Source organism: Candidatus Lariskella endosymbiont of Hedychridium roseum (assembly GCF_964020185.1).
Lineage (GTDB): Bacteria > Pseudomonadota > Alphaproteobacteria > Rickettsiales > Midichloriaceae > Lariskella.
In genome coordinates, this window is the sequence record NZ_OZ026538.1 from 1,350,752 (window position 1) to 1,377,495 (window position 26,744).

Genomic DNA, 26,744 nt, shown 5'->3' on the forward strand with positions numbered 1-26,744 from the left:
ACATAATATTTTGGTGGTGGCGCAGAATTACAACTACCCACGCTGATTCCATGTAAGGGTTTAGAATCTACTGGTTCCACATGGCAAATGACATTTTACATTAATAGTAGTGTAACATTTTATTCTTCTAATTCAATATAAAGCAATCTTATGCGACAATAGAGCGAAATGCTGGTGATATCTGAACGGTTTATTACATGTAAAAGAGCATAGATTTATAAGGTTTGTGAGGATTTAATGACTTGTTCACAGTAGGTACATAAATCGCAAGGCAAGGAATAGTACTTGACATTATATAGATAGCTTTATACAATACACAACTCTTTGTTGAGTAAATTCTTGTGTTTTTCTGCACTTGCTTAATTCTATAAATAATTTCTACATTACAGACTATAGTAATGATCATGCTGTTACAACCATTTAATTGTCAGGTAAATTAGTATGATGGAATCAAGAACTGAAAGTATGATACTTTTTTCCTTAGCTGCAATAATAACTCCCAGTTATAAGAATGTTCAAGATAGTGTTTACGCTGTTATGCCAGCCTTTATAGCTTTAGCAACAGGACATCTTTTTGGTAGTGCGAATTTCATGACTTCTACAAAGTCACTTTTGGATAGTGTAATTGCTACTCAATTAGCATTGTCAGTGTTAGAGCCAGGGCTGCTTTGGTTAAATGGATTTGATAATACTGAAGCACTGAATAAATGTGCTGAAGAGCGTGATATTCTCTCTAGATGTGTTGTGTCTAAAGCATTATTAGAAAATCTGCCTATAGCTACTATGACACTCATATCATGGGATTCTCTCGGCAGCGCAGAGCCAGAGACCAACCTTGTAGCATATGCTTTACAAAAAGGTGTATCGACAGGAGCAATAGGTTTACCAATAGGATGTGTTTTGGGTGGTTATACGCCGACAGTTTTAGACTCTGCTATATGGTCCACGCGCTTCATCTTCAAGTTCGCTGTACTTGCAAAAACTAAAGAAGCATTGGAAGCTAATACTGCTTTAAACCCAGTGATGCTAAACTCTGCAATATATCTTGCATACTTTGCTATTGGAAAAGTTTCGCAGGAGATATTTCATGAATCCACACTATATTCTCAGGAATTAACACCACATGAAGGTAACATAGGCGGTATTAATACACTAAATTACCGTCTTGCTGCGGATTTTATGCCAGGCAATGAGATCGCTTCCTATATTTCTTCTATAGCTATAGAGACTATTGATGGTATGCTATGTCACAGCTTGCAAAGATCTGAGACTATTAATCATGCCACTTGTGACATCACTAAGTATGTTACTTATGACATCAATAATAATGCCACTTGTGATGTCACTGATAATGCTACCAATCAAGAAACAGCTGTGTCTTTGTGGTTCGGTGATGTGTAAGAAAGAGCAGTATGTGTTTGTTAATAACTTTGCGAGGATTTGGAGGGTACCATCTATTTAGTCTATCCGTCAAAAATTTATTTGCGTAGCAAAGCAAGTTTTGGCGGTTTTAATTGCAAAGTTTTCAATTTCCTTGACTATCAATATCACTTCTTCATTTTTTAAAAGTATATACACTTTTGCCATACTTAATGACTATTTTTCACATATGGATTGCTAGTTTTCTTGAACAATAATTTTATCGGAGTGCCAGATAAATGGAAGTGTTTGGCAAAAGAATTATATAAATAGCGCACATATTGCCCATCGATATCATTTGGATAGTTAGTAAAAAGTGCGAAAGTTGGAGGGCATGTTCTTGTTTGTGTTATGTATTTTAACCTAATGGATCTTCCAGATGAAGCACGGCTCGGAGTGTGGATTTGAATTGCTTGCTTAAGCCATTTATTTAATTGCCATGTAGAAAAGCGTGAATTCCACTTAGAGAAAGTCTCCAGAACCTTTTGCAATATCTCATTACAAGTAGGTTTTGAGCTATTCAGCCCTGATGTAAATATTATTGGAATATCATTCACAGATGAAATATATTTTTTTACATGGAATTGTGTCTCCTCTCTCAAGCTATTCCAATCTTTTATCAAATCACACTTATTAACAATTAAAACTAATCCCTTCCCGGCATCAGTGATTAGCTGTGCTATTGCAATATCTTGACTTTCAAACATCTGTGGTGCGCTAACTACAAGGCAGAGTACACAACTTTTTGATATGGCTTCTTTTGTTTTTTCTATGGATAACTCTTCTACAGTCTCATCAATTTTATTTTGTTTTCTAAGGCCGGCAGTATCAAGTAACGTGATAATCTTTCCATCAAAGGCTATATCATGACTCACGATATCACGTGTTGTGCCAGCTACTTCAGATACTATACTACGCCTGGCGCCAATAATTTTATTAAATAATGTGGACTTCCCAACATTTGGCCTTCCAACTAGTGCAAAGCGTGGAATTTTTTTATCATAGCTCCACTGCTGTTCTTTGCTATATTCTGCTTTGGGTTTTTCTTGCTCACTTGACTGAAGCAGTTTGTCCTCGCTAGATACTGCTTTAGCACTTAATAGAAATTCATCCTGCTCTATGCATTCTTCCTGCATCTCATTACTAGTATTGATACCATGCAGACTATGAAATTGTTCTATTTTTTCAATTAATCCCAGGTATAATTCTTGGAAACCTAATTTATGTTCTGCTGATATAAAGATAGGTTCTCCAAAGCCAAGCCTATATAACTCATTTGTGTCAAGCTTAAAACCAGCTTCGCTTTTGTTCACAATAAGTAGTGCCTTTTTAGAAGATCTCAGTACAACTCCAGCGAGTTCAGTATCGGCAGCAGAGAGCTCACATCTCCCGTCGACAACAAACATGACTATGTCTGCATCTCCAAGAGCTTGCTCAGTACTGCTTCGCATCTGGCTTTTTATTACATCTCCACGCAAAAGCTCCCAACCAGCAGTGTCAATAACAGTAAAATGATAATCTGCAAAAGTTACGTTGCAGGAATTAAAATCTCTTGTAGTCCCTGGAACATCTGTGACTATAGCAGCTTTCTTTTGTACCATTCTATTAAACAGGGTGGACTTTCCTACGTTTGGGTTTCCAACGATTACAACCTTAGGAAAAATAGACATGCTTCCTTGCGGACATAATTATATCATCTATTTGCTCAATCGAAAGATTATGATCAGGAATCAACTCCACTAGCTCATCACGTGATAGGTCAGCAAGCTCTGTCATATTCCCCACACCAGAGGCGATCAATCTAGCTGCAAACTCAGGAGTAATACCAATATCTGTAAATATACTGGTATCTGGCAAAGATTCTTTCTCTTCTGGAATATCTACTTGAGACTCTTTCGACTCTGCATTTAATTTGATATATTCTCTGGCACGTGCAACTAGTTCCGTGACAATTTCTTCATTCAACCCCTGTATGCTTGAAAGATATCCTATATCTGCCTCTGCAACATCTTCAATAGACACAAAACCTTCCGAAGCAAGAAGCTGTGCAAGCAGATTATCTAAATATAGGGCCTCAACAAACAAGTCTGTAGCGCCGTTGAACTCATCCTGTCTACGCTTAATTTCATTTGCTTCGGTTAATATATCAATCTTCCAACCTATCAGTTCTGAAGCTAGTCTTACATTCTGTCCTTGCCTACCTATTGCTATGCTTTGTTGATCAGTAGGGACAACAACTTCTAATTTCCTGTTATCCTCATCAACTATCACTTTTGTTGCAGAAGCAGGAGCAAGGGCTCTTATCGCTAGCGTTGCAGGATCGGATGACCATTCGATAACATCTATCTTTTCTCCTTTTAACTCTGCGGTAATAGCTTGCACCCTTGCTCCACGCATACCGACGCAAGAACCTATAGGATCTATTGCAGATTCTGGACTGAATACAGCAACCTTTGCACGTGACCCTGGATCGCGAGCAACAGACTTCACTTGTATTATGCCTTCATAAATCTCAGGCACTTCATGGGCAAACAATTTAACTATAAACTGCTTATCTGTTCTAGACAAAATTATCTGTGGACCTTTGCCATAACGGTCTAACTCAAGCAAGTATGCTTTTATTCTCTCACCTTGTTTGTAATGATCAGCCTTCAGCATTTGATCACGTCTCAGCACAGCATCTGCATTCCCAATTTTTACTACAATCCTATTATGTTCAACTTTATCAACAATACCGTGTAATATATCACCTACTCTGTTTTGGAAATCCTCATATTGTTGTTCTCTTTCTATCTCTTTAATCTTGGATATTATTACTTGCTTCGCAGATTGAGCAGCAAGCCTAGCAAGGTCAAGAGGTGGAAGAGAATCTTTTAAAATATCACCCGGTAGAGCATCAGGATTTTTATACCTTGCATTCTGCAAGGTAATCATCTGCATTTGCGCTGCCCCATCTTCTGTTTGTTCAGGCATATTACTATTTAACTCATCTCTATCATCTACTACAAGTAGCTCTCTATATAAATGTATAGCTCCCGTTTTGCGGTCTATGGATGCACAGATCTTATGTTCTCTACCATACTTTCTATAGGCAGCAACTCTCATTGCCTCTTCAAGAGCATCTATAATTTTTTCTTTCGGGATAGACTTTTCTCTAGCTACAGCCTCGGCAACTTGTATAATCTCGTTATTTGCAAAGCTACTTGGTTGCATTTCTCCCCCGTGATCTATTTAATATAACTTTTCTTAGCATATTACTTTCTACATTGGCTTCCGATATATTGGATACTGGAATTTCTATTAATTCTACACTAACACTTTGCTGTTGCAACAGAACATTATCTCCTTTGAGACCACATAGTTTTCCAAGAAACTTTCTCTGATTATCAATAGGATGATTTAAAATGATTTTAACATTATTTCCTTCATATGTAGAGAAATCTTCGTATCTTGTAAGCGGCCTATCAATACCAGGAGAGCTTACCTCAAGGTAATATCTATCTCTCATAGGTTCATGCAAATCAAGCAATACAGAAGCTTGTTTACTCACCTTTTCGCAATCCTCAACCGACACTTGGGTAGAATCCATTCTTTCAATCATCAACTGTAGTGTTTTACTCTTTTTTCCCTGATTAATTCTAACGCGCAGCGCACAGTACCCCATAGCTTCCATGGAACTTTCCAAAAGCTCTAGTACTTCTCTCTCCAGCTGAGTTTTAAAAACCAACATTTTCTTAACTAACCTATGCTTGCTACAAAAAAATAAGGCTGGTGAAAACACCAGCCTTATGACCTGTAAAGCGAATGGTACTCTAATCACTATATGGCGTCAACAGAAAATTAGAAAATTATTGAGGCATTGCTAACTAAAGATAGATATCAGCAAGTCTTTATTAAAAAGCATTAGGATAGAGTTATAGATCATATCTATGGCCTTACTGTAACGTTTGGTTTTACGATGAAACCTGGCTAAATAGTGCCGTATTAATGAGTTGAATGATTCCACTAAAGACGTTTCTGCCTTAGTAGAATAGTGTTTTTTAGCAATCCTAAATTTTTCATAAACGTCGTAATGGTCACTGCATGATATCTCTATCTCGTAGCTACTTTGTAATCGCATGGCAATCGGAAGATAGGATGCAAAATCCCTGACAATGCTCACTTCAAAATCAACAACTTTATTTCTGTCCCTATCAACAGCAAGCCAAATGTAGACTTTGTTAGTTTTTTTGGCAATAACTAAAAAGCTCATCCAGCTCAATAATTGAGATTTGCTTGGCATCCTCAGGTATCGTAACATCATTCAGCCTTTGTTTTAGAAGCTTTGAGAATTTTCTAATCCACTTTATTATAAGTGAACTCGAGACCTTTTCTAATCTCTCGATTGATCTAATTCCAACTCCCTCCAGATACATACTAACAACCTTCATCTTTTTATTAAGGCTGTACTTTACTCTCATATCTCCAGACTTATAGCTCTTTTTACACTCTAGGCACTTATACCTCTGACGACCTTTAATATAGCCATTCTTTGTGCTTCCTATGCTGCCACAATGCTTACAACTTAACATATATAATGCTTCCAATATAACTTACTATCAAGGCAGTATACATATACGCGAATTTAAAAGCAAAATCTATTCTTGGTTAGCAATGCCTAATATAGACTTGCTGAAAAAGTTGAAAAACTTGATTTGCGTCTTTATAATGGGCTATCATTATGTTGATACAAAAATAAAGTCCATCTATCCGTAAGAAGTAGGCAGCCATGCTAAAAAATACCGACAGAATCTTTCACAACCTTGCGGGAAATCTGGGATTTGACTTAAGTGCAGCCAAAGAGCGGGGTGATTGGGCTGGCACCGCTTCCATACTAAAGCGTACGCATGATGAAATTATAGAAGAAGTGAAAAAATCAGGCCTTAGAGGTAGAGGAGGAGCAGGATTTTCTACAGGTACAAAATGGTCTTTTATGCCTAAAGACTCTAAATTACCATCATACCTTGTAATTAATGCAGACGAGAGTGAACCTGGAACCTGTAAAGATCGTGATATAATACGATTTGAACCGCATAAAATCATAGAGGGTGCACTGATAGCAGGATATGCAATGCGTGCAGTTGCAGCTTACATATACATACGTGGTGAATTTTATAATGAAGCTGTTATTCTACAGAAAGCAATAGATGAAGCATATAAAAATGGCTTAATTGGAGAGAATGCATGTGGATCTGGATATAATTTCGATGTCTATCTTCATAGAGGAGCAGGAGCTTATATATGTGGTGAAGAGACTGCACTCCTAAATAGCCTTGAGGGAAGAAAGGGCATGCCAAGGCTAAAACCACCAGCCTTCCCTGCTGCCGTTGGTCTTTATGGAGCTCCAACTACCGTCAATAATGTGGAGACTATAGCAGTCGTTCCAACAATAATGAGACGTGGAGCAGACTGGTTTGCTTCGATAGGAGCAAAAAATAACTCAGGTACTAAGATTTTTTGCATTTCAGGACATGTAAATAAGCCATGTAATGTTGAAGAGGCCATGTCCATCCCGCTAAAGGAGTTAATAGAAGAACACGCAGGAGGTGTAATTGGCGGATGGGATAATTTGCTTGCGGTCATCCCTGGTGGCTCTTCTGTCCCGCTTTTACCTAAAAATGTTTGTGATACAGTTATAATGGATTTTGATAGCTTAAAAGCCGCTGGATCAGGTCTTGGAACAGCTGGTGTTATAGTAATGAATAAATCTACAGATATAATAGAAGCAATAGCAAGACTCTCAAAATTTTATATGCACGAATCTTGTGGTCAGTGCACACCTTGCCGTGAAGGCACTGGATGGCTATATAGAATGATGTCGAGATTTGTTGAAGGCGATGCTGAGTTCTCAGAAATAGATCAACTGCTAGATCTTACTAAGCAAATTGAAGGGCATACTATATGTGCACTTGGTGATGCTGCAGCTTGGCCAATTCAGGGTCTCATCAAGAATTTTAGAGGCGTAATTGAAGATAGGATGAAGCAGTTTCATGGCACTAAATAGTTTTTTAGAAAACGAATCTTTAATTAGGGATATTGCAGTAGCATCAACTCAGAGAGCTGCCGAAGCCTGTTTTAAACACATTGGCAGGCTAGATGAGACTGCTGCAGATAGAGCAGCTGTAGATGCTATGAGGAGATACTTGAATCACTCTGCAATACTTGGAAGAGTTGTTATAGGAGAAGGTGAGAGGGATAAAGCGCCTATGCTTTATTGTGGTGAAGCTCTAGGTACTGGAAATATAGAAGTTGATATCGCAGTGGATCCACTTGAGGGAACAACAATTTGTGCTGAGGGAGCAAACGGCGCTCTTTCTGTGATAGTTATGGGGCAAGTAAGAAGTCTTCTCGAAGCTCCAGATGTTTATATGGAAAAGATTGCCGTTGGCATTCCGTGTCAAGTCGATCTTAGGAATCCTGTTGAGGCAAATATTAAGATACTGGCAAAGGCTAAAGGATGCCATGTTTCAGATATTTCTGTTGCAGTGCTAAAAAGACCAAGACACACTAAATTAATTGAGGATATAAGGCTGGCAGGTGCAAAGGTATTACTCATATCTGATGGAGATGTTGCGGCAGTGATATCAACCAGACTGCTTAGTAGCGATAATAACGCACCAGATATGTATATAGGAATCGGCGGCGCACCAGAAGGTGTAATCGCAGCTGCGGCTTTGAGATGCATTGGTGGAAAAATGCAAGGTAGGCTGCTTGTGGATAATAAAACAAAAAGCTCAAGTGGTGATGTTTTAGAGATTAGCGATATGGTTAGATCTGGCCCAGTAGTAGCGATGACAGGTGTGACAAGCGGCAATATATTAAAAGGTGTAAAATTAGTAAAAAATTTTGAAACACAATATCTTGTATTTAACACAATGGTTTTTGGCCCAAACGTTGGTACATACAATAAAATCACCTCATGTATGCCGCCAAGTATATAGTCTATACATCAAAAATTAGCCCAGGATTCAGCCCTGTGCTAATTTTTGGATACATTAATTGGTCCTGTGCAGCAAAACACTGCTTTCACAAAATACTTAAGGTTTTTGCGTTTATTATAACATTTTCCTGCGGATTTAAAGCGCTATTTTGACGCTTCTGGCAGCATTTCATACTTGTTTCGAGACTTTTGGCATGCGTACTTTCTAAAAGGACAAAGCTAAAGTGTTATGTTATTTGTGGAAGTTGGTATTATATTTTCATCCTCTTAACTTCTTCTTCTAGCATAATTCCGGTATTTTCATACACCGTTTTTTTGACATATTTTATCAAATTTTCTATATCACTGGCTGTTGCACAGCCTGTATTGATTATGAAGTTGCAATGCATAGTTGAGATTGAAGCACCTCCTACACTAGCTCCAGATAAGCCCGAGTTCTTAATTAATTCCCACGCCTTAAATCCTTGTGGATTTTTGAAAGTAGAGCCGCAAGTTTTTGACTTAATAGGTTGAGTTTTTAGCCTCTCTTCTTGTATTCTCTTTATATTAATGAATATTTCTTCTTCACATCCTGGTTTTCCAAGAAACTTTGCTTCAGTAAATATCCAATTATCATTTAGTGTTTTAGAGCGGTATGAATAGCCAATCTCATCTGCACTAAAAACCTTAACATTACCATGTAGATCAACAGCAGTTGCTTCCAAAAGTATAGACTTTATATCATGCCCATATGCCCCTGCATTCATTGCAAGAGCTCCTCCAATAGTGCCAGGAATTCCGGAGAGGAATTCAAGTCCAGATATAGCGTGCTGCGCTGCATAAAGCGCGACGTTGAGATCCATTGCTGCAGCCCCTGCAGTAACGAAAAGATCGCTGTGATGAATATAATTAAACCCTCGCCCTAACCTGATTACAACCCCTTGAAATCCATCATCTGGAATCAGCAAATTAGAGCCAACACCCATTACATAAACATACAATGCCGGATCTTTCCTGCGCAAAAAACATACTAAATCATCTATATCAGCTGGAAAAAAAACAACAAATGCACGTCCTCCAACTCCAAACCAACACATTTTGTCAAGATCTGCATTAAACCTATATCTACCGCGAACCTCTGGCAAAGAAGCTGTGTTATTCATTGATAATTCCTTGTTGTCTTCTTCTTCTGTCTTTTTTCACCTTTTTAGGAACCGTTTGCATATTAACCCTTGGTTCTAGATATGAATCTATAGCGCTAATCAGTTGGTCAATGTGATCGTCAAAGAAGTGATTTGCACCTGTGATGGGGAAATATTCCACATCTGAATTTCTTTGCTTTTCCAACTTTTCATATAGACTAAATACCGCAGACTCAGGCACTGTTGTGTCTAATGTTCCTTGGATGATAATCCCAGGCGCAGGACATGGTGATAAGAACGAGAAATCGTAGGAATGAGCTGGCGGCGAGATAGCAACAAAGCCACTTAGCTCTGGACGCCTCATCAAAAGTTGCATAGCAATCCATGCTCCAAATGAGAAACCAGCAATCCAATAACTAGATGCAGAAGGATTTTGTGTTCCAAGCCAATCTAAAGCAATCGCAGCATCTAAAAGTTCACCAACACCATGATCAAAAGTTCCATCAGATTTCCCAACTCCGCGAAAATTAAACCGTAAAACTGAAAAATTGCGCTTAGCAAAAGTGTGAAATGTGTTATACACAACTTTATTATTCATTGTTCCGCCGTAAAGTGGATGAGGCTGAAGAACTATTGCAGCTGGCGCATTTTGCTGTGAAGAATGACAATATTTAGCTTCTATTTTTCCAGCCGCGCCATTTAAAATTAATTCTCGCATATTAGATTGTTTTATAGTTGATTTATTTACTAGGTTATTATACACTGCCAAACAGATGGCTGCGCAAAGAGCGTACACGATACTAAATAACAGGAGCATTTGAATCAAGCTAAATATAACGTATTTTGTATATAAATGGAAAGCTGATTACATTCATTATGATGCTTGTTTTATGTTTTTATTATTTAGTTTTTGCAGCTTACTTCTGCCAGACATTTCAAGCTCTAGCTTTGAAGTGCATAGCAAGAAAGGAGTTTGATATGAGACAATTCTATCTTATATGATTTTGTATTTGCTTATGCTTTTGACAACAAAAGGGAGGTATGCTGTGACTGCAATGTTAGATATTGTGATGTATGGTAATACATCTCCTGTTCGGCTTTGCGACATCTCGTCTAGACAGCAAATAGATCTCGGATATCTTGAGCAGATTTTTGTGAAGCTGAAAAAAGGTGGACTGGTAGTGAGTATTAAAGGCCCTGGCGGCGGGTATATGTTAAATAAACCAAGTACTCTTATATGTCTTGAGGAAATAGTAGAGGCAGTTGGCGAAAGTGTAAAGATGACAAAGTGTGATGATAGTGGCGCTTGCCGCTCTGACGGAATGCGATGCGCATCTCATAATCTTTGGGTAGCATTTGAGAAGAATATCAGAACTTATCTCAGAAGCATTACTCTTGCTGATGCATGTAGCGGCGTTGCTTTATGAGTTTGATTTCGAAATGAGTTTAAGAGTAGAGGATGATCCCATATCGTGTCTGGTTGTTGCGTTATAACTCTGAGATAAATAAAGAGTTTGTATTTAACTTGCGTACATAAGAAATTATACTTTAAAAAAGCCGTGAGAAATGCAGGCAACATACATATGTCATAAGAAGTATTTTAATGGCGCCAATTTCAAAAAGTATGACTAGTTATATTGCACTGCCTATATAAGTGCACGCGTGAAGAGAGTACTAATGAACTTCTTGCACATAATATTTTTACATATTTGTAAAGAAATTAACTAAGTAATATGGAAAATTCACTCAAAAAGTCTTGCATAATAACTTAGCTAACATGGCTATAGAAAAACTCATATGTTTTTGATTCCTTAACTTTCTATTTCTTGTAGTGAAACGGATGTTGTTTATTTATACATTGTTATAAGTTGTTATATGGTAGTAGGGAGCGATAATGCTAGAGTATCTAAAATGTTAGTAGATCTAGTGTATTTTGATCACAACTCAACTGCACCTATGTTAAAAGATGTTGAGCTTGCTGTATCTGAAGTGATGCGGATTCCACTGAATGCATCCTCTGCGCATACCATAGGTAGGCGCGCAAAGTGCTTGGTAGAAGATGCGCGCACTAAACTCAGAGCATTGTTAAATTTAGGGCGTGAATACAGAATAGTTTTTACTAGTTCTGCTACTGAAGCGAATAGCTTAGCAATTTTAGGGATGCGAGATACCTCAAAAATTACTTCTGCAATAGAGCATGATTCCGTACTGCATAATGTTGGCGTTGGATCAATACCTGTGAATTCAGATGGTATTATAGATATAGTTAGTGCTGAAAAGCTTATCGAAGATTTTGTACTAAAAAGTTCTGGTGCTAAATTTTTGGTTTCTGTAATGATGGCAAATAATGAAACAGGCGTTGTACAACCTATAGCCGAAATTGCAGCATTGGCACATAAGCATGGCGGTATTTTCCATACTGATGCGACACAAGCTATAGGAAAAATTCCGTTAGATTTCGCATATATGGATATTGATGTTGCAACTATATCTGGACATAAATTTGGCGCTCCAATCGGCGTTGGAGCTTTAATTTATAAAGAAGATGTAGGGATTATGCCTAGCTATTTCGGTGGTGGGCAAGAGTATAGAATAAGACCCGGCACTCATAACGTTCCTGCCATATATGGACTTGGCATTGCATGTGACATAGTGAGGCAACGAGGTTTTGATTCTAGAATTGAAGATTTGAGAAATTACCTAGAGGACTCGATCTTGCGCTTAGCTCCAGATGCTATTATTTTTGGAAAAAATGTAAAAAGACTGCCGAATACATCCATGATTTCTATGCCTGGGGTTCCTGCTGCAACTCAGGTTATTCATTTTGACACGAACGGAATCATGGTAAGCGCAGGCTCCGCATGCTCTTCCGGAAAAGTGGATTTATCAAGGATTTTACTTGCTATGGGCTACAGCGAATCTATCGCAAATAGTGCCATTCGGGTTAGCCTAGGTCATAGAAATAACAAAGCAGAGATTGATAAATTTGTTAGAATTTGGGCTGATTTATATAAATCAGTAAATAATTTTTGAGAGATAATATGCATAGCGTTAGATTGCCCATTTATATGGATTACCAAGCAACTACTCCTGTTGACCAGAGAGTGCTGGATGAGATGCTGCCTTATTTTAGAGAAAAATTTGGCAATCCACATTCTAGAACTCATAAATTTGGATGGGAAGCGGAAGCTGCTGTTGAGGAGGCAAGAAATAGTGTTGCAGAGTTAATTGGAACCGATTCAAAAAGTATAGTGTTTACCTCAGGAGCCACTGAAGCAAATAACCTTGCATTAAAAGGAGTTGCACATTTTTATAAAGAATCTAAAAATCATATAATTACTGTTGTAACAGAACATAAATGCGTACTTGATACGTGTCGTTATCTAGAACAAGAGGATTTTAGGGTAACTTATCTGCATGTAAAGAGAAATGGCGTACTAGATCTTAAGAACTTGGAAGATGCAATAACAGATAAGACAATTTTAGTTTCCGTCATGTCTGTCAACAATGAGATTGGTGTAATTCAACCCCTTAAAGAGATAGGGGAAATTTGTAGGAAACATGGTATATTTTTTCACACAGATGCTGCGCAAGCATTTGGGAAAATCCCAATAGATGTGCAAGAAATGAAGATAGATCTGCTTAGTATATCTGGACATAAAATATATGGTCCAAAAGGTATTGGCGCGCTCTATGTTAGCAGGAGACCAAGAGTTAGGCTATCTGCATTAATAAGTGGCGGTGGACAAGAAAGAGGAATGCGATCAGGCACCCTACCTACACCCTTAGTTGTTGGACTTGGCGCTGCGGCAAGGTACGCTAAGGCAGATATGGAAGAAGAACGAGTAAGAATTAAACACTTGAGTGATAAATTCATAGATGCAATACTCCAAATCCCAGAGACTTATTTGAATGGCGATAGATTAAATAGATACCCAGGCTGCATCAATATTAGCTTTGCTGCCATAGAGGGGGAATCAATGATTGCAGCTATTAAAGACATAGCAGTTTCTTCAGGCTCTGCCTGTACTTCATCATCGCTTGAACCGTCTTATGTTTTACGTTCTTTAGGAGTTGGAGATGATCTCGCGCACACTTCCTTAAGATTTGGAATAGGAAGATTTACAAAGGAAGAGGAAGTGGATTATGCCATCTCATTAATCGCAAAAGCAGTAGAGCGCTTAAGAGCACTTAGCCCTCTTTGGGATATGTTGCAAGAAGGAATAGATATAAACCAAATTAATTGGGCGATTCATTAGTTTTTGCATAATTAAACATACATATAGTGCTATTCGAATTTAAAGTGATACAATAGTGAATAGAAAAAATTTTAGGAAATAATGGAGATTTTCAAATGGCTTACAGCAAAAAAGTTATAGACATATATGAAGATCCTAAAAACGTTGGTTCTTTTCCAAAAGGTGAGAAAAATGTGGGAACTGGTCTTGTTGGCGCACCTTCATGCGGAGATGTGATGAAGCTACAAATTAAAGTCAATCCAACGACTAATGTAATAGAGGATGCAGTGTTTAAGACATTTGGGTGTGTTTCTGCTATAGCGTCTAGCTCGGTAGCTACTGAATGGATTAAAGGCAAAACACTTGAAGAAGCAAGAAAAATAAAGAATACAGCAATTGTTGAAGAGCTGTCGCTTCCACCTGTGAAGATTCACTGCTCTGTACTTGCAGAAGAAGCAATTAGGTCTGCTATAGCAGATTATGAAAAACAAAAAGATGTTGCAAACATATAGTTTAGATTTACATCATATGAGAACTGATTCTAAAAAAGCGATAATAACATTGACTGAAGCTGCTGTTTCTAGGATTAAGTACCTAATGGAAAAGCGAAAGTCTCCTGCTCTTGGTATTAAAGTAGGAGTCAAATCAGGTGGTTGCTCAGGTCTTGCATATACTTTCGAATATGCCGACGTTAAACCGGCCCTTGCTGAAGAAGTAACAGAAAGTGACGTGACTGTTTTTATAGAACCAAAGGCTGTTTTATATCTTCTTGGCACACAGTTGGATTACAAAGACGAAAAAACAAGATCTGGTTTCGTTTTTATTAATCCTAATGAAAAGGGACGCTGTGGCTGCGGGGAATCTTTCTATACGTAAAGATTATTGCTTCTTCTAAAAAATGCTGATAGAAATCTTGCTTATAACTGAATTGTAACATACGCAAAATACGCTGATAATTTGTGTTATTCTTCTGTTAATACTATTAACTTTTGGTGTATTTGGAGCCTCCTCTATGAATGATATTGTGCAGAATGTTGCACCTTTGGTTGAAAAGTATGATGCCGTCTCATTCTTTGAGCTATTCATGCAAGCTGATATTGTGGTGAAGGCGGTAATGATATTGCTTTTGATTGCGTCCGTTTGTAGCTGGGCAATTATCATTGACAAGAATGTAGAATTTTTCAGGATGAAAGTGGCAATGAAAGCGTTTGAAAAGGAGTTTTGGTCCGGGAAATCTCTAGACATGTTATTTAAAAATCTAATTTCAAAGCGTGATTCTAACCCATTTTCGCGCATTTTAATAGCTGCAATGCAGGAGTTAAATGCAACAGAGGGCATCAATAACTTCCCCATAAAAAATAAGGAATCGATTTATATTAGAATAAACAATGCAATGCAGGTTGCTTGTAATAAGGCAATTGCAGAGAGAGAATCTAATATAGGATTTTTAGCAACTGCCGCTAGTAGCAGCCCGTTTACAGGACTATTCGGAACCGTTTGGGGTATTATGCATAGCTTTCAATCTATAGCTGCTTCTAAGAATACTACTCTTGCTGTTGTAGCACCTGGTATTGCAGAAGCACTACTTGCTACAGCTTGCGGATTTATTGTAGCAATACCCGCTGCGATTTTTTACAATAAGTTTTCACAAGAAATAGGGAGTTTAAGCGGCAGAGCTGAGAATTTCATGATAGAGTTAAGTAATATAATATTTAGAGATCTAGATAAGCACTGATGGCTATTACTCCTCGCATCTTGAATAGAAGAAATTCTAGTAGAAAATATGGGCTCAGTAGTGAGATAAATATTACTCCGTTTGTTGATGTAATGTTAGTTCTACTTATAGTGTTTATGGTAACATCACCTATGTTGGTTTCAGGTGTAGATGTTAATTTACCTTCACATAGCGCAAATCCTGTTTCAGGACAAGATGAGCCACTAGCCGTTACTGTTGATAAGCAAGGAGTAGTATATCTACAGGAGAGCGCCGTATCTGTTTCCGATTTGGCAGTAAAAATTAAGGCTATAATTGGAGAAAAAAACGATATAAGGATTTTCATACGTGGCGACTGTGACGCAACTTATGGCAAGATAGTTGAGGTTTTTCACAACTTGCGGTCAGCAGGAATTCAGAATGTTGTTTTAGTTAGTACGGTTTCTACAAATAACTCAAAAAATAAAAATAGCAATAATTCCAAGCAACACAAATGAGCACTAGTTTTGTTTACTCAATCGTACTACACTTGTGTCTTGGGCTTTTTATGTTGATACATTTCCCAAGCTCTCCTGAGGAATTGCCACAAGAGAAAGCGATTATACTAGATATTCTAGATGCGAGTCGAGACTTAAATCTTCCAAATAAACCTCAACAAGTAAAACCAGAACAACCAAAAGAACCCAAAGAGCAGGAGCAACCCGAACAACCAGAGACTATTGAAGCTAAGCAAGATACTGTGAATAGGACTACTAGCAACTCAAAAGAACCTATTGAAGAGCTAAAACAGCCTACCAAAGATAAAAATATTGATTCCACTAAGCAAGAAAAAACAAAAGATATTGAGCAAACGCCTAAAGAAATGGACTTGCCAAAGGAGAACATGCCTAACACAGAAAAAAAAGTTGAGCCAAAACCTATAGAGCAAACGCCGGCAGAACAGCAACCTAAAGAACCAAAACCTGTAGAACAAAAAAGCCATACAAAACCTATACCAAAGGTAGATAAAAAGAACGAAAAAAAGAAATCTGAGGATGAGTGGTCTAATAGTGTTCTTAAGTCTTTAAAATCTTCTACTACTAAAAAGAAACCAAAAAATATCTATGATGATATAGAAGAAGTCAATCAAGCTATTAAGTCACATTCAAAAAAGAAATATGACAAGCAACGCCCTATGACTGCAAGTCAAGAAGCAGCAATCAGATCGCATGTGCAAAAATTTTGGTATGTTGCACCATTTAGTGGCGGCGCTGGAGCAAATGATGTTATGAGAGTTAGAGTCATCGTTTCACTGAATGCAAAAGGAGAGGTAATTACTGTTAAGACATTTGCAGATGCTGGAACAAGAAACAAGAATTACCAAGCATTTTTAGAAAGTGCAATGCGTGCAGTGCGTGACGCCTCTCCTTTCCCAGGTCTATATAAAGATCAGTATGATATATGGAAAGATATGGAATTTACATTTGATTCTAGTGGCATGGTACAATGATAAGCTTTTCTGGTTTTATAGATTTAGCTACAGTTGGCATTCAACAAGGTATGTTGCTTGGGATAATTGCGCTTGGCGTAATGCTGCCATTTAAAATTCTAAATTTGCCAGATCTTACAGCAGAAGGTTCATATACCATTGGCGCTGTCTTATGTGGAATCATGCTACTTAATGGAGCTAATTTTTTCTCTGCAACTCTCTTAGGAACAATGGCTGGTGGAACCCTTGGTATATGTACTTCGCTTCTATATTCTAGACTACAGCTAAATAGCCTGCTAGCTGGCATTATAGTAAGTACAATGACATATAGCATCAACTTAAGACTAATGAGCAAACCTAATATAGGAGTGTTTAATGTTAGTAACATGTTCAATGGTGTATTCCATAACATATGGAGTCAGAACGCAATAATATTCGTTATTTGTTTTGCAGCTATACTTATCTTATACCGTTTCCTATTTACAGAATATGGTATCAGAATGCGTGCAGTGGGCTTAAATCAAACTCTTGCTGCCTTACAAGGAATTATAATGGAGCGCTATATTGCACTTTGTTTCTTCATTGCCAATTTACTTATTGCACTTGCTGGCGCATTAGCTGTGCAACTACAAGGCTATGCCGATATAGGTATGGGGGTTGGCATTATAATAAATGCCTTGGCTGCAATGATGATAGGGCAAAGTATTATAAAGCAAAATGGAGTGTTCAGTAATAATTGCTCCAGTCTCATTGGCGGTTTAATATACCAACAAATTCAGGTCATTGTCTTGATCCTTGGGCTCGAACCATCTGACCTGAAGTTTGTTGCAGGCTTGATAGTTATATTGATGCTTCAAATGAGAAGAAAAATATTGAATTAGAGTATTTTGACGATGCTAATCTTGAAAAGTATGACAAGTATGTCTGTTTAAAAAAGTTCTAAACATCAAAATCGATTGACGAAACATGTATATTATGCAATTCAAGTATTTGAGAAATTAGCGTTATTTTTTGGTTGGTAGTTATTTATATGAGTGCATTAGCAGATAGAGTATTATCTAATTATACTTCTGACAATCCAGGAACTAAAGCGAATCTAGCACGTATTATGTTTTCTGGAAAGCTTGCAGGAAGCGGCAAGCTTGTAATACTGCCAGTAGATCAAGGTTTTGAACATGGTCCTGCGAAGAGTTTTGCTGTGAATCCTGCGGCATATGATCCTTATTATCATGTAGAGCTTGCTGTTGCAGCAAATTTGAACGCATTTGCAGCGCCAATTGGGATGATGGAGATTATTGCAAGTAATTATGCTCACAAAATTCCTCTGATCCTAAAATTAAATAGTTCTAATCTTTTAACTCCAAAGTCTCTAGCTCCAGATCAAGCTTATACAGCATCTGTGCATGATGCATTGCGTCTTGGATGTGCTGCAGTTGGTCTCACTATATATCCTGGATCTGCAAACGCAGACAAAATGATGGAGGATGCAGCAAAAGTGGTGGCAGAAGCAAAAGATTATGGTCTGCCAACCGTAATTTGGTCATATCCAAGAGGAGAAGATATCTCAAAAAATTCCGAAGCTGCAGTTGATGTTGTTGCATATGCAGCTCATATAGCAGCTCTTATTGGAGCTCATATCATCAAAGTGAAATTGCCAGCTGCGACGCTTTCTAGCATGGATATAAGTTATCCGTATAAAGACTATGGCATTACAATTGATTCACTAAACGCGAGAGTAGCACATGTAATGCAATGTGCATTTCAAGGAAAGAGAATAGTCGTGTTTTCAGGTGGAGTACATAAAAGCCTTGAAGATCTATACAATGATATAAATGCTATTTGCAGTGGCGGAGGTCATGGCTCTATAATAGGAAGAAATACTTTTCAAAGACCAAGGAATGAAGCGCTGAAAATGTTATCACATATTACAGATCTATATACATCAGCGAAATGAAGAGTCGATATTGCACTTTTTGTGTAGGCGCGGCCTTTTATTAGTGCTTACATTTTAAGTCTGTCCGTCAAAAATTAGCCTCAAAGCCTCAGCACGGCATTGTTGCATAATGCGTAGTGCATATCCTTGAGTTTATCTGCTAAATAGATCAGCTAAATAAACTAACAAAGCTGGTATTTCAATGGCAGATAAACTCAAGATACACAATTGGTCGGAATGGCATTGCGCTAATTTTTGGATATATTAATTGGTCCTGTGCCGCGCGCAAACACCGCTTTCATAAAATCCGTAAAGTTTTTGCATTTATTATAACATTTTCTTACGGATTAAAAGCGCCATTTTTGCACTCCAAGCACCATTTCATGGTTGTTCCGAGACTTTTTGGCGCGCGTACTAATTAACTGCTATTTTTTTACGATTAATTAAACCGATAGTTAATTCTTTAGCTTTTTCTGGATCCATAGATGCCAATATTGGGGCAATTCTGGTTTCCTTCATTTGCTCTACAACATCAAGAAGCACAGCAGTTTGCATATCATCAAAGATTTTCGCAGCATCAGATGGTTTCATATTTTCATATATCTTAACCAGCTTAGCATTCTTTTCTCTCTCATGATTAGCATACTGCTGTAGAGATGATTCAAGATTTGTTTTTAGTTTTGTCAATTTGACAATTTTAGTTTCTAATTCCTGCTTCAGTACATTGAGAGCATTTAACCTAAGCAAAAATTCTTGCTCTCTACTTTCAAGCTCTTCTCTTCTTTGTTTTAACTCCTGTAGTATATCCAGAGTTATGGGAGAGAAGTCAGTAAATCTAGTACATATCTCTTTTTGCTGTGAAGCATTTAGAACAGCAGTGCTATCATTAGATTGTACTATATCTTTTGCGCTGTCTGCTTTTTCACCAGTAGATGAGTTATCTGTTGTTTCTGATGATACAGCAATACCCTCGACAATTTTTTGCACATCGGAAAAATTATTATCTACAGCTGCTAAAGAGACTTCATTACTCTTATCCAGAAATTCAGCATTATCTTTTTTATTAGACTGTTCATTTGTTACAGTTGCAGGTAGGGCAATATTGGCATGTGCATCTGTATATTCAAAAGCATCTAGCAGTTTAGAGCCTAGAAATAACACAAGCGACACTATCACATATGGTAATAACCTCAACATAACTCCCTATTCCCCAAATTCTTGTTGTAATACAACAGTTCCAGGTTTTACTGCAACTTTTTTTGCTATTCTAGTACGTTTTGTTCTTGAAGTGCTTGTAGCTTTTTTGGGTTTCTCAGCATCCTTTGCTTCTTTAGTACTCACCTTATTACTAACCTTCCCAGAAGTAGATGATATTTTCTGCCCTGCTTGCTCCTCCTCAGCTAAGATATCTTCTTGAATAACAATCTTTGCTCTTGAAATCGCGCTTTCTAGCCTATCTGCTAATTTTGATGCTGATCCATTCATAAATGATAGATCATTAACCAATTCTTTGGAAAGCTTTGTATGTGCATCCAGTTGAGATGCTGCTGTAGAAGAAGCTTCTTTAAGCGATGCGAGGCTTTTATGTGTTTGTAGGATCGAGTTATCGAGCGCTTGAACAAGATTTTTCAGATCTTTTCTGCTATCCTTCAATTCAACAATTTTTCTATTAAGCCGCCAACAGAAAACGACTGTCATAGAAAGCATCAGTATTACAACTATATCGAGTAACATATATTTATCTTTATCTATACAATATTGTTAAACTTCTTTATGTCAAAATCATCTACAAGTTGTACTGCTATCTTATCGCCAACTTTACCAATTTTACCATTAGTAACTTTTATTCCATTGATAGTGATATCTACTTCTTCATCTGCAAATTTATCTAATATTAAAGTATGACCAACTTGCATATTAAGAAGATCTTGCATTTTAGAGCCAGAGTTTTTCAGTTCAACACGTAGTGTAGTTGTAACGTTGCAAATACTTTTCTCTAAGTGCTTAAACCATACTGGATCATGCAAGACTCTTTCATGAATAAATGGTTGCGTCAGCAATTTATGTATTGGTTCAAGTGCAGAATATGGTAACATGATATCAAGTCTGCCGTCTCTGGGTGGTATATAGAAATGCAAGCTAAAAGTGATGCCCATATCACTTGGTTTGATGATTCTTGCAAACTTAGCGTCAGTTTCTACCTGCTCAAGCTGAAACTTAAGAGGTGCCACGATTTCAAACGATAGACTCAAAGAATCCAAGAGAATCGCTAACACTTGTTTAGACATATCACATTCAATAGCAGTGAGCCTTCTGCCATCTGCAGGTGGAGATGGATCTAACTTCCGTCCTCCAAGTAGCATATCAAATATGTGATAAAGCAGTCCGCCGTGGATGGAAATCAAACCGAAATCACCAAATTCAACCATTTTAAATATTGCAAAAACAGACTGAGTTGGTATCTCTTGTATGTAATCTGCGAACTTCACAGCACGCATTTTCTCATGTTCTATGTGAAGGTCACCAGCTATATATGAACGCAATGAAGCAGTTGCAAGTTTCACAAACTTTTCATACACAGCTTCAAGCATTGGTAGACGCACAAGCGATCTGTTATTTTTATCGAGTAGTGCTTTTATTCCTCTGTAACCTGAATCTTCCTTAGCAGATTTTTGCTTCACGTAAGATTCTTGTGTATCATGCTTTGCTTGTTCCATATCGATAAAATCCTTGAAATCACAAACTTAGGGGAATTTTCGTAAATCAGCGCTATTTTTTATTGAACTAATACATCTTTAAACAGAATATCGTTGATTTTTGCGGGATATAAAATTTTGTTTATTCGTATAAGAAGCTCATCCCTAAGCCTATAAAGACTGATAGAGCCATACAAATCGTTTGGTCTTAGTTCTCGCAGGTAGAGTTGAAATGCATCCTTGACTTTAGGCATTAGCTTATTTAAGACAGCAAGACTTTGCTGGTCTTGTACTTCTAGAGTTATTTTTAACTTTAAGAAATTAATACCCTTGCCTCTAGTGTCAAGATTCACTATCATCTCATCAAGGTCTGTAAAAATAGGAGTATTTTGAGCTGCAGCTTCAACTTCTTGTTGTTTTGCAATTTCTTCGAGCTTATCTTTTCGCTTTTGATAAAAAAAATAGGTAGCAATAGCAAATATCAACAAAATAACGCAAAGAGCTATAAAAAGTTTCATTTTATCCAATTTAACAGAGATCTTTGAGTGTACTCTGTCAGTGAGCTGTTCTTCCATACCATCCATTGCAGACCTATCGCCTTTTGGTTTTATGCTGGAGACGTCATTGATTGCCATAATGTAGATATATTAATAAATTTCACTACCCATGATAATCTCATAGCAAACTTTAGATTGCAACTATAAATCTAAGAAAAATTTGCGATTATTTAGTCGAGTATTTTTTTCCCAAACTTTTATAACTGTATTTTTATTAAACAGAGCAATAATAGATTTTATTTTTGAGAGTTTTCACATAAAGATAGATAAGAGCTGTTCTTGATATTGTTTGAATATTTGTGTAATAGTAAGAGCGCACCAAAGCTTGATGGATCCGTATACCATTGACTCTTTTTTAGAAACGATTTTAGTGCGCCGTGTCATTCGGCATAAATGATGTCGCGTGTTGCTATTATCTCTCTCGATACATACTGTGCCAGACTTTCCAATTGTATGACGCTCTTTGGGTAAAATTTTAGAAAAAGCATCCCAATCATCCGTATAAAAATGACATTCTTTCAGATGACTCACTTTGTTGTAGAGCTTTTGGAATGTTGCAGTATCACGATTGCCTGTAACCCAGGCAACTGTTCTCCTTGTACTACGATCAACTGCCTTAATGATCCAAAGCTTGTTTTTTTTGAACCAATAAAATGCCACATCTCGTCGAATTCCATCTCCATAATATCCGAAGAGACAACTGGCTCCTGAGTCTTGCCCATCGCCTCTACTACCCAGCGATAAATTATGGACGGCGAATGCCCTAATATCTTGCATAACATAGAAAAAGAGCCATTACCAAGACTATATAGCATAACGCATAATGCTTTCTTAACAGCTGTTTGAGGCTTCTTGCCCAGATCGCCCTCAACAAAATTTAGAACATGATCTGCACTTATAACGCTGTACACCCCTCACAATGCCATTCTTTACAAAGATATCAGAGCAACATCCCTTACAACAAACAATAAAACCACTCTTTAGTTTTTAAAAAAGTGATCATATCATACTTCTATCTAATTGTGAAAACTCTCTAATTTTTAAATTATTAGCATATTATGCTTACTTTAAAGAGTGCATTACCGCCCAGTTTACATAATTTTCACAAAAGATTATAAAAAAGTTCATATATAAAAAGCGAAGCAATTTTACCGCTGCAAATATTGCCATTTAGATGCTAACTGAAAGTAAGAAATTGCTAGATCTAAAGTGGAGGAATCTGGGGTGACGGGTTCATGATGAGACTCTGTCAGATTATAAAATGAAAGGTCTTTTACTGGTTTTAGTATCAATAATGAGTTATTAGTTAGATATCCTAACTTTTGGTAATTTGATATAAATGCACGCTCTATTTTATCATTCATTGCATTCTTTCCGTAAAACGGAGCTGTATAGCTAATGTTTAGTATTCCAAGTATAGTTGGCGCTATGTCTATTTGACTCATTAATTGTGTAATTTCACCTTGCATAACTATCTTTGGAGCAAAGATCCACATAGGAATATGATATTTTTCTTTTTGCAGCTCCATTTTTCCTGCACTACTTGCTGTATGGTCTGCGACTATCACAAATATTGTATTATCGAACCAAGGCTCTTTTTTTGCATCTAACAGAAATTTCCCAATAGCATAATCAGTGTATTTTACTCCGCCTTCTCTACCAAATCCAGATGGAATATCTATCTTGCCATCTGGATAGGTAAATGGTCTATGATTCGAGGTCGTCATGACCATATTAAAGAAAGGCTTAGAGCGTGCATAAGAATTATTGCTTTCCTTTATTACTTTATTAAATAAGTCTTCGTCACAAACACCCCATATATTAGCAAAGGTGATTTCACTACTACTAAGATTCGCTCTGTCTACCACTTTATAGCCATTTGTCCCAAAAAAATAGTTCATGTTATCAAAATAACCATAACCACCATATATAAAACTGCTTTCATAGCCATTGCTGTTCAAAATTGAGCCAAGTGATATCAAATTTTCGTTTCCTGGCCTTCTAATTATAGAATTTCCAGGGGATGGTGGAATAGATAGGGTTATTGCTGAAAGTCCATATACAGTTCTGGTTCCTGTTGCATGTAAATTGCTAAAAAACAGCGACTCATGTGTAAGTAGATCAAGATTCGGTGTGAGATTTTTAGTGTTACCAAAACCACTAAGAAACTCTGCACTTAAACTTTCAACTGTTATTAATATAACATTATAGAGTCTTGCATCATCTATAGATTTTACAGTCCTTTTTATTCCATCTCCTGTAAATTCAGAATTCTTAGTGATTAATTCATTTTTTAAAATAGGAAATAAATACTCGTCTTGCTCAGTTAAGTAGAATTCTTCATAAGGAAGATCATTATTTCTAAATGCTGAAAAGAGCTCAAAGTATCCGTTTTTAGAGAGCTCATTAATATATCTATTTTGAGTAATATCTGAAAGCTTATTGTTTGATAATAAGAAACAAATTACAGGCAAAGCGAAGCTGAACAGCACAATAGATGAGCGAGTATACCAACTCCTATGAGTTAATTGCTGACTTTCTTGTCTAGTAATAATTTTGAATATCTTTTCAATGAGGAGAGCAAATAGAGCACATATTACTCCAATTACAGATAAAATCATTGTAACTGGATAAGACTCTAATATGTTGCCTATAACCTCGTGTGTATAAACAAGATAATCAACAGCTATAAAATTAAATCGAGTGCCAAATTCTTCCCAGAATAAATACTCTGCAATGGTAGTAAACAGCAATATATATATATATATAAAGAAAAATAAAATCCTACATATAGAATAGCTACCAAGTTTTGTTAGGAAGAAAAATATTACTATAATAGGAAGCAGGAATGAAAATGCAATTAAGTCGTAAATGAAGCTTACAGCAAGTAGATGAGGAAGAGTAGAAAATTCGATATTAATATCATGAATAGACTGAAACATCATGCTAGCGCGCGCTATGTTCTGAGCTATCATAAACAATAAAAATAGAAGCAAAGTGGTCTTGAAATATGGTATTCTTTGTATGTAAACATTCATTCTTATATTTAAGCTAAGTTAAGTAGTCGCCTGCGTCATAACTCTAAGAAGCGTAGGATTTATCTTGGCTTGCAAGCAATTATGATGTACCTAAAGTCCAGCAGAAAAAGTGGCAAAATTACCAAAAATCTTATGGATTTTGTTAAGTAGTATTTGCTAGGAACAGGACAAATTATACATCCGAAAATTAGCGCAGCAAATCAATTTTTGACGGACAGACTAAAAACTGTGGATATAGAGAAATATTACTACTTAAATATTATGCAGTGTTTCAACATGTATGCCAAACCGTCTCTAAAGATTGAGACTAAAGTTAAGATTTTAAAAAATAACATATTTAGTTCATCTTGCACTAGAGACCTAAAATCTTAGCTGACGTATGTTTAATTTTATCTACAAAATTCAACCCTATTCCATTCTCTTCCAATATATTTAGTTCTGCAGAGATTGCTTCGTTGATGTTTCGTTTTGCAAGTTCTGATGCTGTAAGTATGGCGTTCAAAACGCCTTCAATATTTGCAGAGCCATGACTTTTTATTACTATACCATTTAATCCTATAAACATAGCACCGTTATTCATATTAGGGTCTAGGTAAGATAGGCTTTTTTTCAGAGATTTCTTTAACAGTAGAGCACCAAGCTTTGCTGTTAGGCCAGAGTGACAAGCTTGTTTTATGAGGTTAAGAAATATATGTGCTGCGCCTTCTGATGCTTTTAAAACTAAATTCCCTGAAAAACCATCTGTAACTATTACATCTGCTTTGCCTTTTGTTATATCATCACCCTCAATATAACCTATAAAATTCAAGCCAGATTCTCTGAGTAATTCGGAAGTTTTTTGTTCTAGATCACGTCCTTTCACTTCTTCTTTTCCAATGTTTAAAATTGCTATGGAAGGAGAGTCATTTAATAGAACCTTGGCGAAACATAGACCCATTACAGCAAATTGAAATAGCACAACTTCATTGCACTCATTATTTGCTCCCATATCCAGCATAACTGAGCGGCCATATAGATGAGGAAAAAGGCCTGCTATAGCTGGTCTTCTTACACCTTGCAGAGTACCAAGTACAGACTTAGCAATTACCATAAGCGCTCCTGTGTTGCCACAAGACACACAAGCTGATGCTTCTCCACTCTTGACCGCCTCAATAGACATCCTCATACTGGAATTTTTTCCATATTTTAGAGCATAAATAGGCTTATCGTTGTCCAAAACCACTCCGTTGGTATGATGTAACGAAAAAATATCTTGTGGGAGTCCTAGTTCATCGATTACGGGTTTTACTACAACCTCATCTCCAAATAGCATAAAGCGTAGGTCACTACGATTAAAATAGGTAAGTGCGATTGCTTCAAGTACAACTCTAGGAGCGCCAGCGCCGCCCATTAAATCAACGCTAATGGTAATGTTTTTTTCCATCTAATAATTATGGTAAAGAGGGATATTCACTATGCATTAAATTATAAAAACCTTCAATACACTAATCAGGTAGCTATAAAAAATGCCACTCTCTTTCGTTTTTCTTTTCAACCTAGTGTTGAGATTTTAGCTTACTTATTTAGTTATTGCATCATAAC

28 protein-coding genes are annotated in these 26,744 nt (G+C 36.9%); 13 read left to right on the forward strand and 15 right to left on the reverse strand.

The genetic code is table 11. From position 1 onward, the window contains the following. The first annotated feature begins 537 nt into the window (after positions 1 to 537). A complete protein-coding gene (locus AACK98_RS06870) occupies positions 538 to 1,401 on the forward strand; it encodes a hypothetical protein (RefSeq protein ID WP_339040985.1) in 864 nt (287 codons plus the stop codon). A 188-nt stretch (positions 1,402 to 1,589) separates the two neighbouring features. Here AACK98_RS06870 and der read toward each other — a convergent pair whose 3' ends face one another. The 5 genes from der to AACK98_RS06895 all read right to left on the reverse strand — a co-directional run bounded on the left by der (position 1,590) and on the right by AACK98_RS06895 (position 5,990). After that, a complete protein-coding gene (gene der, locus AACK98_RS06875) occupies positions 1,590 to 3,089 on the reverse strand; it encodes a ribosome biogenesis GTPase Der (RefSeq protein WP_339040987.1) in 1,500 nt (499 codons plus the stop codon). Then, positions 3,073 to 4,632: a transcription termination factor NusA gene (nusA, locus tag AACK98_RS06880; RefSeq protein ID WP_339040989.1), complete on the reverse strand. Its 1,560-nt coding sequence runs from the start codon at positions 4,630 to 4,632 to the stop codon at positions 3,073 to 3,075. The genes der and nusA overlap by 17 nt, the downstream gene beginning before the upstream one ends. Next, positions 4,619 to 5,149: a ribosome maturation factor RimP gene (rimP, locus tag AACK98_RS06885; protein WP_339040991.1), complete on the reverse strand. Its 531-nt coding sequence runs from the start codon at positions 5,147 to 5,149 to the stop codon at positions 4,619 to 4,621. The genes nusA and rimP overlap by 14 nt, the downstream gene beginning before the upstream one ends. Before the next feature lie 132 nt (positions 5,150 to 5,281). After that, positions 5,282 to 5,671 carry an IS1 family transposase gene (locus AACK98_RS06890; protein WP_339040210.1) on the reverse strand — a complete coding sequence of 130 codons (390 nt, stop codon included), beginning with the start codon at positions 5,669 to 5,671 and terminating at the stop codon, positions 5,282 to 5,284. Further along, the gene (locus AACK98_RS06895; RefSeq protein ID WP_339040208.1) at positions 5,640 to 5,990 is read right to left on the reverse strand and encodes a hypothetical protein; all 351 of its coding nucleotides are present in this window, start codon (positions 5,988 to 5,990) and stop codon (positions 5,640 to 5,642) included. The genes AACK98_RS06890 and AACK98_RS06895 overlap by 32 nt, the downstream gene beginning before the upstream one ends. A 197-nt stretch (positions 5,991 to 6,187) precedes the next feature. Here AACK98_RS06895 and nuoF point away from each other — a divergent pair, with 197 nt between their 5' ends. After that, positions 6,188 to 7,462: an NADH-quinone oxidoreductase subunit NuoF gene (gene nuoF / locus AACK98_RS06900; RefSeq protein ID WP_339040993.1), complete on the forward strand. Its 1,275-nt coding sequence runs from the start codon at positions 6,188 to 6,190 to the stop codon at positions 7,460 to 7,462. After that, entirely contained in the window at positions 7,449 to 8,399 is a 951-nt protein-coding gene (locus AACK98_RS06905) for a fructose-bisphosphatase class II family protein (protein WP_339040995.1), read from the forward strand. Before nuoF ends, AACK98_RS06905 begins: the two co-directional genes overlap by 14 nt. A 250-nt stretch (positions 8,400 to 8,649) precedes the next feature. Here the strand turns inward: AACK98_RS06905 and murB are convergent, their stop codons facing one another. Together murB and AACK98_RS06915 are read right to left on the reverse strand one after the other, a co-directional pair. Further along, complete coding sequence (murB, locus tag AACK98_RS06910) at positions 8,650 to 9,540, reverse strand: UDP-N-acetylmuramate dehydrogenase (protein WP_339040997.1); 891 nt, start codon at positions 9,538 to 9,540, stop codon at positions 8,650 to 8,652. Continuing rightward, complete coding sequence (locus AACK98_RS06915; RefSeq protein WP_410520031.1) at positions 9,533 to 10,237, reverse strand: alpha/beta hydrolase; 705 nt, start codon at positions 10,235 to 10,237, stop codon at positions 9,533 to 9,535. The genes murB and AACK98_RS06915 overlap by 8 nt, the downstream gene beginning before the upstream one ends. 298 nt (positions 10,238 to 10,535) lie before the next feature. Between AACK98_RS06915 and AACK98_RS06920 the strand changes: the two genes are divergently transcribed. The 10 genes from AACK98_RS06920 (at position 10,536) to AACK98_RS06965 (ending at position 18,893) form a co-directional block, all read left to right on the forward strand. Beyond that, the gene (locus AACK98_RS06920; RefSeq protein WP_339041001.1) at positions 10,536 to 10,946 is read left to right on the forward strand and encodes an Rrf2 family transcriptional regulator; all 411 of its coding nucleotides are present in this window, start codon (positions 10,536 to 10,538) and stop codon (positions 10,944 to 10,946) included. A 448-nt stretch (positions 10,947 to 11,394) separates the two neighbouring features. Beyond that, the gene (locus tag AACK98_RS06925) at positions 11,395 to 12,552 is read left to right on the forward strand and encodes a cysteine desulfurase family protein (protein WP_339041003.1); all 1,158 of its coding nucleotides are present in this window, start codon (positions 11,395 to 11,397) and stop codon (positions 12,550 to 12,552) included. Positions 12,553 to 12,560: 8 nt separating this feature from the next. Continuing rightward, positions 12,561 to 13,778: an IscS subfamily cysteine desulfurase gene (locus AACK98_RS06930; protein ID WP_410519982.1), complete on the forward strand. Its 1,218-nt coding sequence runs from the start codon at positions 12,561 to 12,563 to the stop codon at positions 13,776 to 13,778. Positions 13,779 to 13,873: 95 nt separating this feature from the next. Further along, positions 13,874 to 14,269 (forward strand): Fe-S cluster assembly scaffold IscU, encoded by a 396-nt coding sequence (iscU, locus tag AACK98_RS06935; RefSeq protein ID WP_339041007.1) that lies wholly within the window; start codon positions 13,874 to 13,876, stop codon positions 14,267 to 14,269. Positions 14,270 to 14,285: 16 nt separating this feature from the next. After that, entirely contained in the window at positions 14,286 to 14,633 is a 348-nt protein-coding gene (locus tag AACK98_RS06940; RefSeq protein ID WP_339042656.1) for an iron-sulfur cluster assembly accessory protein, read from the forward strand. A gap of 136 nt (positions 14,634 to 14,769) precedes the next feature. Beyond that, on the forward strand, positions 14,770 to 15,492 hold the full coding sequence (gene tolQ / locus AACK98_RS06945) for a protein TolQ (RefSeq protein WP_339041009.1): 723 nt from the start codon (positions 14,770 to 14,772) through the stop codon (positions 15,490 to 15,492). Positions 15,493 to 15,512: 20 nt separating this feature from the next. After that, positions 15,513 to 15,968, forward strand: a complete 456-nt coding sequence (locus AACK98_RS06950) for a biopolymer transporter ExbD (RefSeq protein WP_339041011.1) — start codon at positions 15,513 to 15,515, stop codon at positions 15,966 to 15,968. Between the two features lie 50 nt (positions 15,969 to 16,018). Beyond that, the gene (locus tag AACK98_RS06955; protein ID WP_339041012.1) at positions 16,019 to 16,960 is read left to right on the forward strand and encodes a hypothetical protein; all 942 of its coding nucleotides are present in this window, start codon (positions 16,019 to 16,021) and stop codon (positions 16,958 to 16,960) included. Further along, the gene (locus tag AACK98_RS06960; protein ID WP_339041014.1) at positions 16,957 to 17,820 is read left to right on the forward strand and encodes an ABC transporter permease subunit; all 864 of its coding nucleotides are present in this window, start codon (positions 16,957 to 16,959) and stop codon (positions 17,818 to 17,820) included. Before AACK98_RS06955 ends, AACK98_RS06960 begins: the two co-directional genes overlap by 4 nt. A gap of 149 nt (positions 17,821 to 17,969) precedes the next feature. After that, complete coding sequence (locus AACK98_RS06965) at positions 17,970 to 18,893, forward strand: class I fructose-bisphosphate aldolase (protein WP_339041017.1); 924 nt, start codon at positions 17,970 to 17,972, stop codon at positions 18,891 to 18,893. A gap of 393 nt (positions 18,894 to 19,286) precedes the next feature. On the opposite strand, the gene AACK98_RS06970 is transcribed toward AACK98_RS06965, so the two are convergent. The 8 genes from AACK98_RS06970 to plsX all read right to left on the reverse strand — a co-directional run bounded on the left by AACK98_RS06970 (position 19,287) and on the right by plsX (position 26,586). After that, positions 19,287 to 20,069: a MotE family protein gene (locus tag AACK98_RS06970; RefSeq protein WP_339041019.1), complete on the reverse strand. Its 783-nt coding sequence runs from the start codon at positions 20,067 to 20,069 to the stop codon at positions 19,287 to 19,289. Positions 20,070 to 20,075: 6 nt separating this feature from the next. Further along, positions 20,076 to 20,606 carry a DUF6468 domain-containing protein gene (locus AACK98_RS06975; RefSeq protein WP_339041021.1) on the reverse strand — a complete coding sequence of 177 codons (531 nt, stop codon included), beginning with the start codon at positions 20,604 to 20,606 and terminating at the stop codon, positions 20,076 to 20,078. Positions 20,607 to 20,620: 14 nt separating this feature from the next. Further along, the gene (locus tag AACK98_RS06980; RefSeq protein ID WP_339041023.1) at positions 20,621 to 21,589 is read right to left on the reverse strand and encodes a FliM/FliN family flagellar motor switch protein; all 969 of its coding nucleotides are present in this window, start codon (positions 21,587 to 21,589) and stop codon (positions 20,621 to 20,623) included. Positions 21,590 to 21,648: 59 nt separating this feature from the next. Continuing rightward, positions 21,649 to 22,086: a flagellar basal body-associated FliL family protein gene (locus tag AACK98_RS06985; protein WP_339042659.1), complete on the reverse strand. Its 438-nt coding sequence runs from the start codon at positions 22,084 to 22,086 to the stop codon at positions 21,649 to 21,651. Between the two features lie 291 nt (positions 22,087 to 22,377). Further along, positions 22,378 to 22,749: an IS1 family transposase gene (locus AACK98_RS06990; RefSeq protein ID WP_339042506.1), complete on the reverse strand. Its 372-nt coding sequence runs from the start codon at positions 22,747 to 22,749 to the stop codon at positions 22,378 to 22,380. Continuing rightward, the gene (locus AACK98_RS06995) at positions 22,653 to 23,036 is read right to left on the reverse strand and encodes a hypothetical protein (protein ID WP_339040485.1); all 384 of its coding nucleotides are present in this window, start codon (positions 23,034 to 23,036) and stop codon (positions 22,653 to 22,655) included. The genes AACK98_RS06990 and AACK98_RS06995 overlap by 97 nt, the downstream gene beginning before the upstream one ends. Positions 23,037 to 23,273: 237 nt before the next feature. Then, positions 23,274 to 25,070 (reverse strand): LTA synthase family protein, encoded by a 1,797-nt coding sequence (locus AACK98_RS07000; RefSeq protein ID WP_339041025.1) that lies wholly within the window; start codon positions 25,068 to 25,070, stop codon positions 23,274 to 23,276. A gap of 445 nt (positions 25,071 to 25,515) precedes the next feature. Further along, a complete protein-coding gene (plsX, locus tag AACK98_RS07005) occupies positions 25,516 to 26,586 on the reverse strand; it encodes a phosphate acyltransferase PlsX (RefSeq protein WP_339041027.1) in 1,071 nt (356 codons plus the stop codon). Positions 26,587 to 26,744 lie beyond the last annotated feature (158 nt).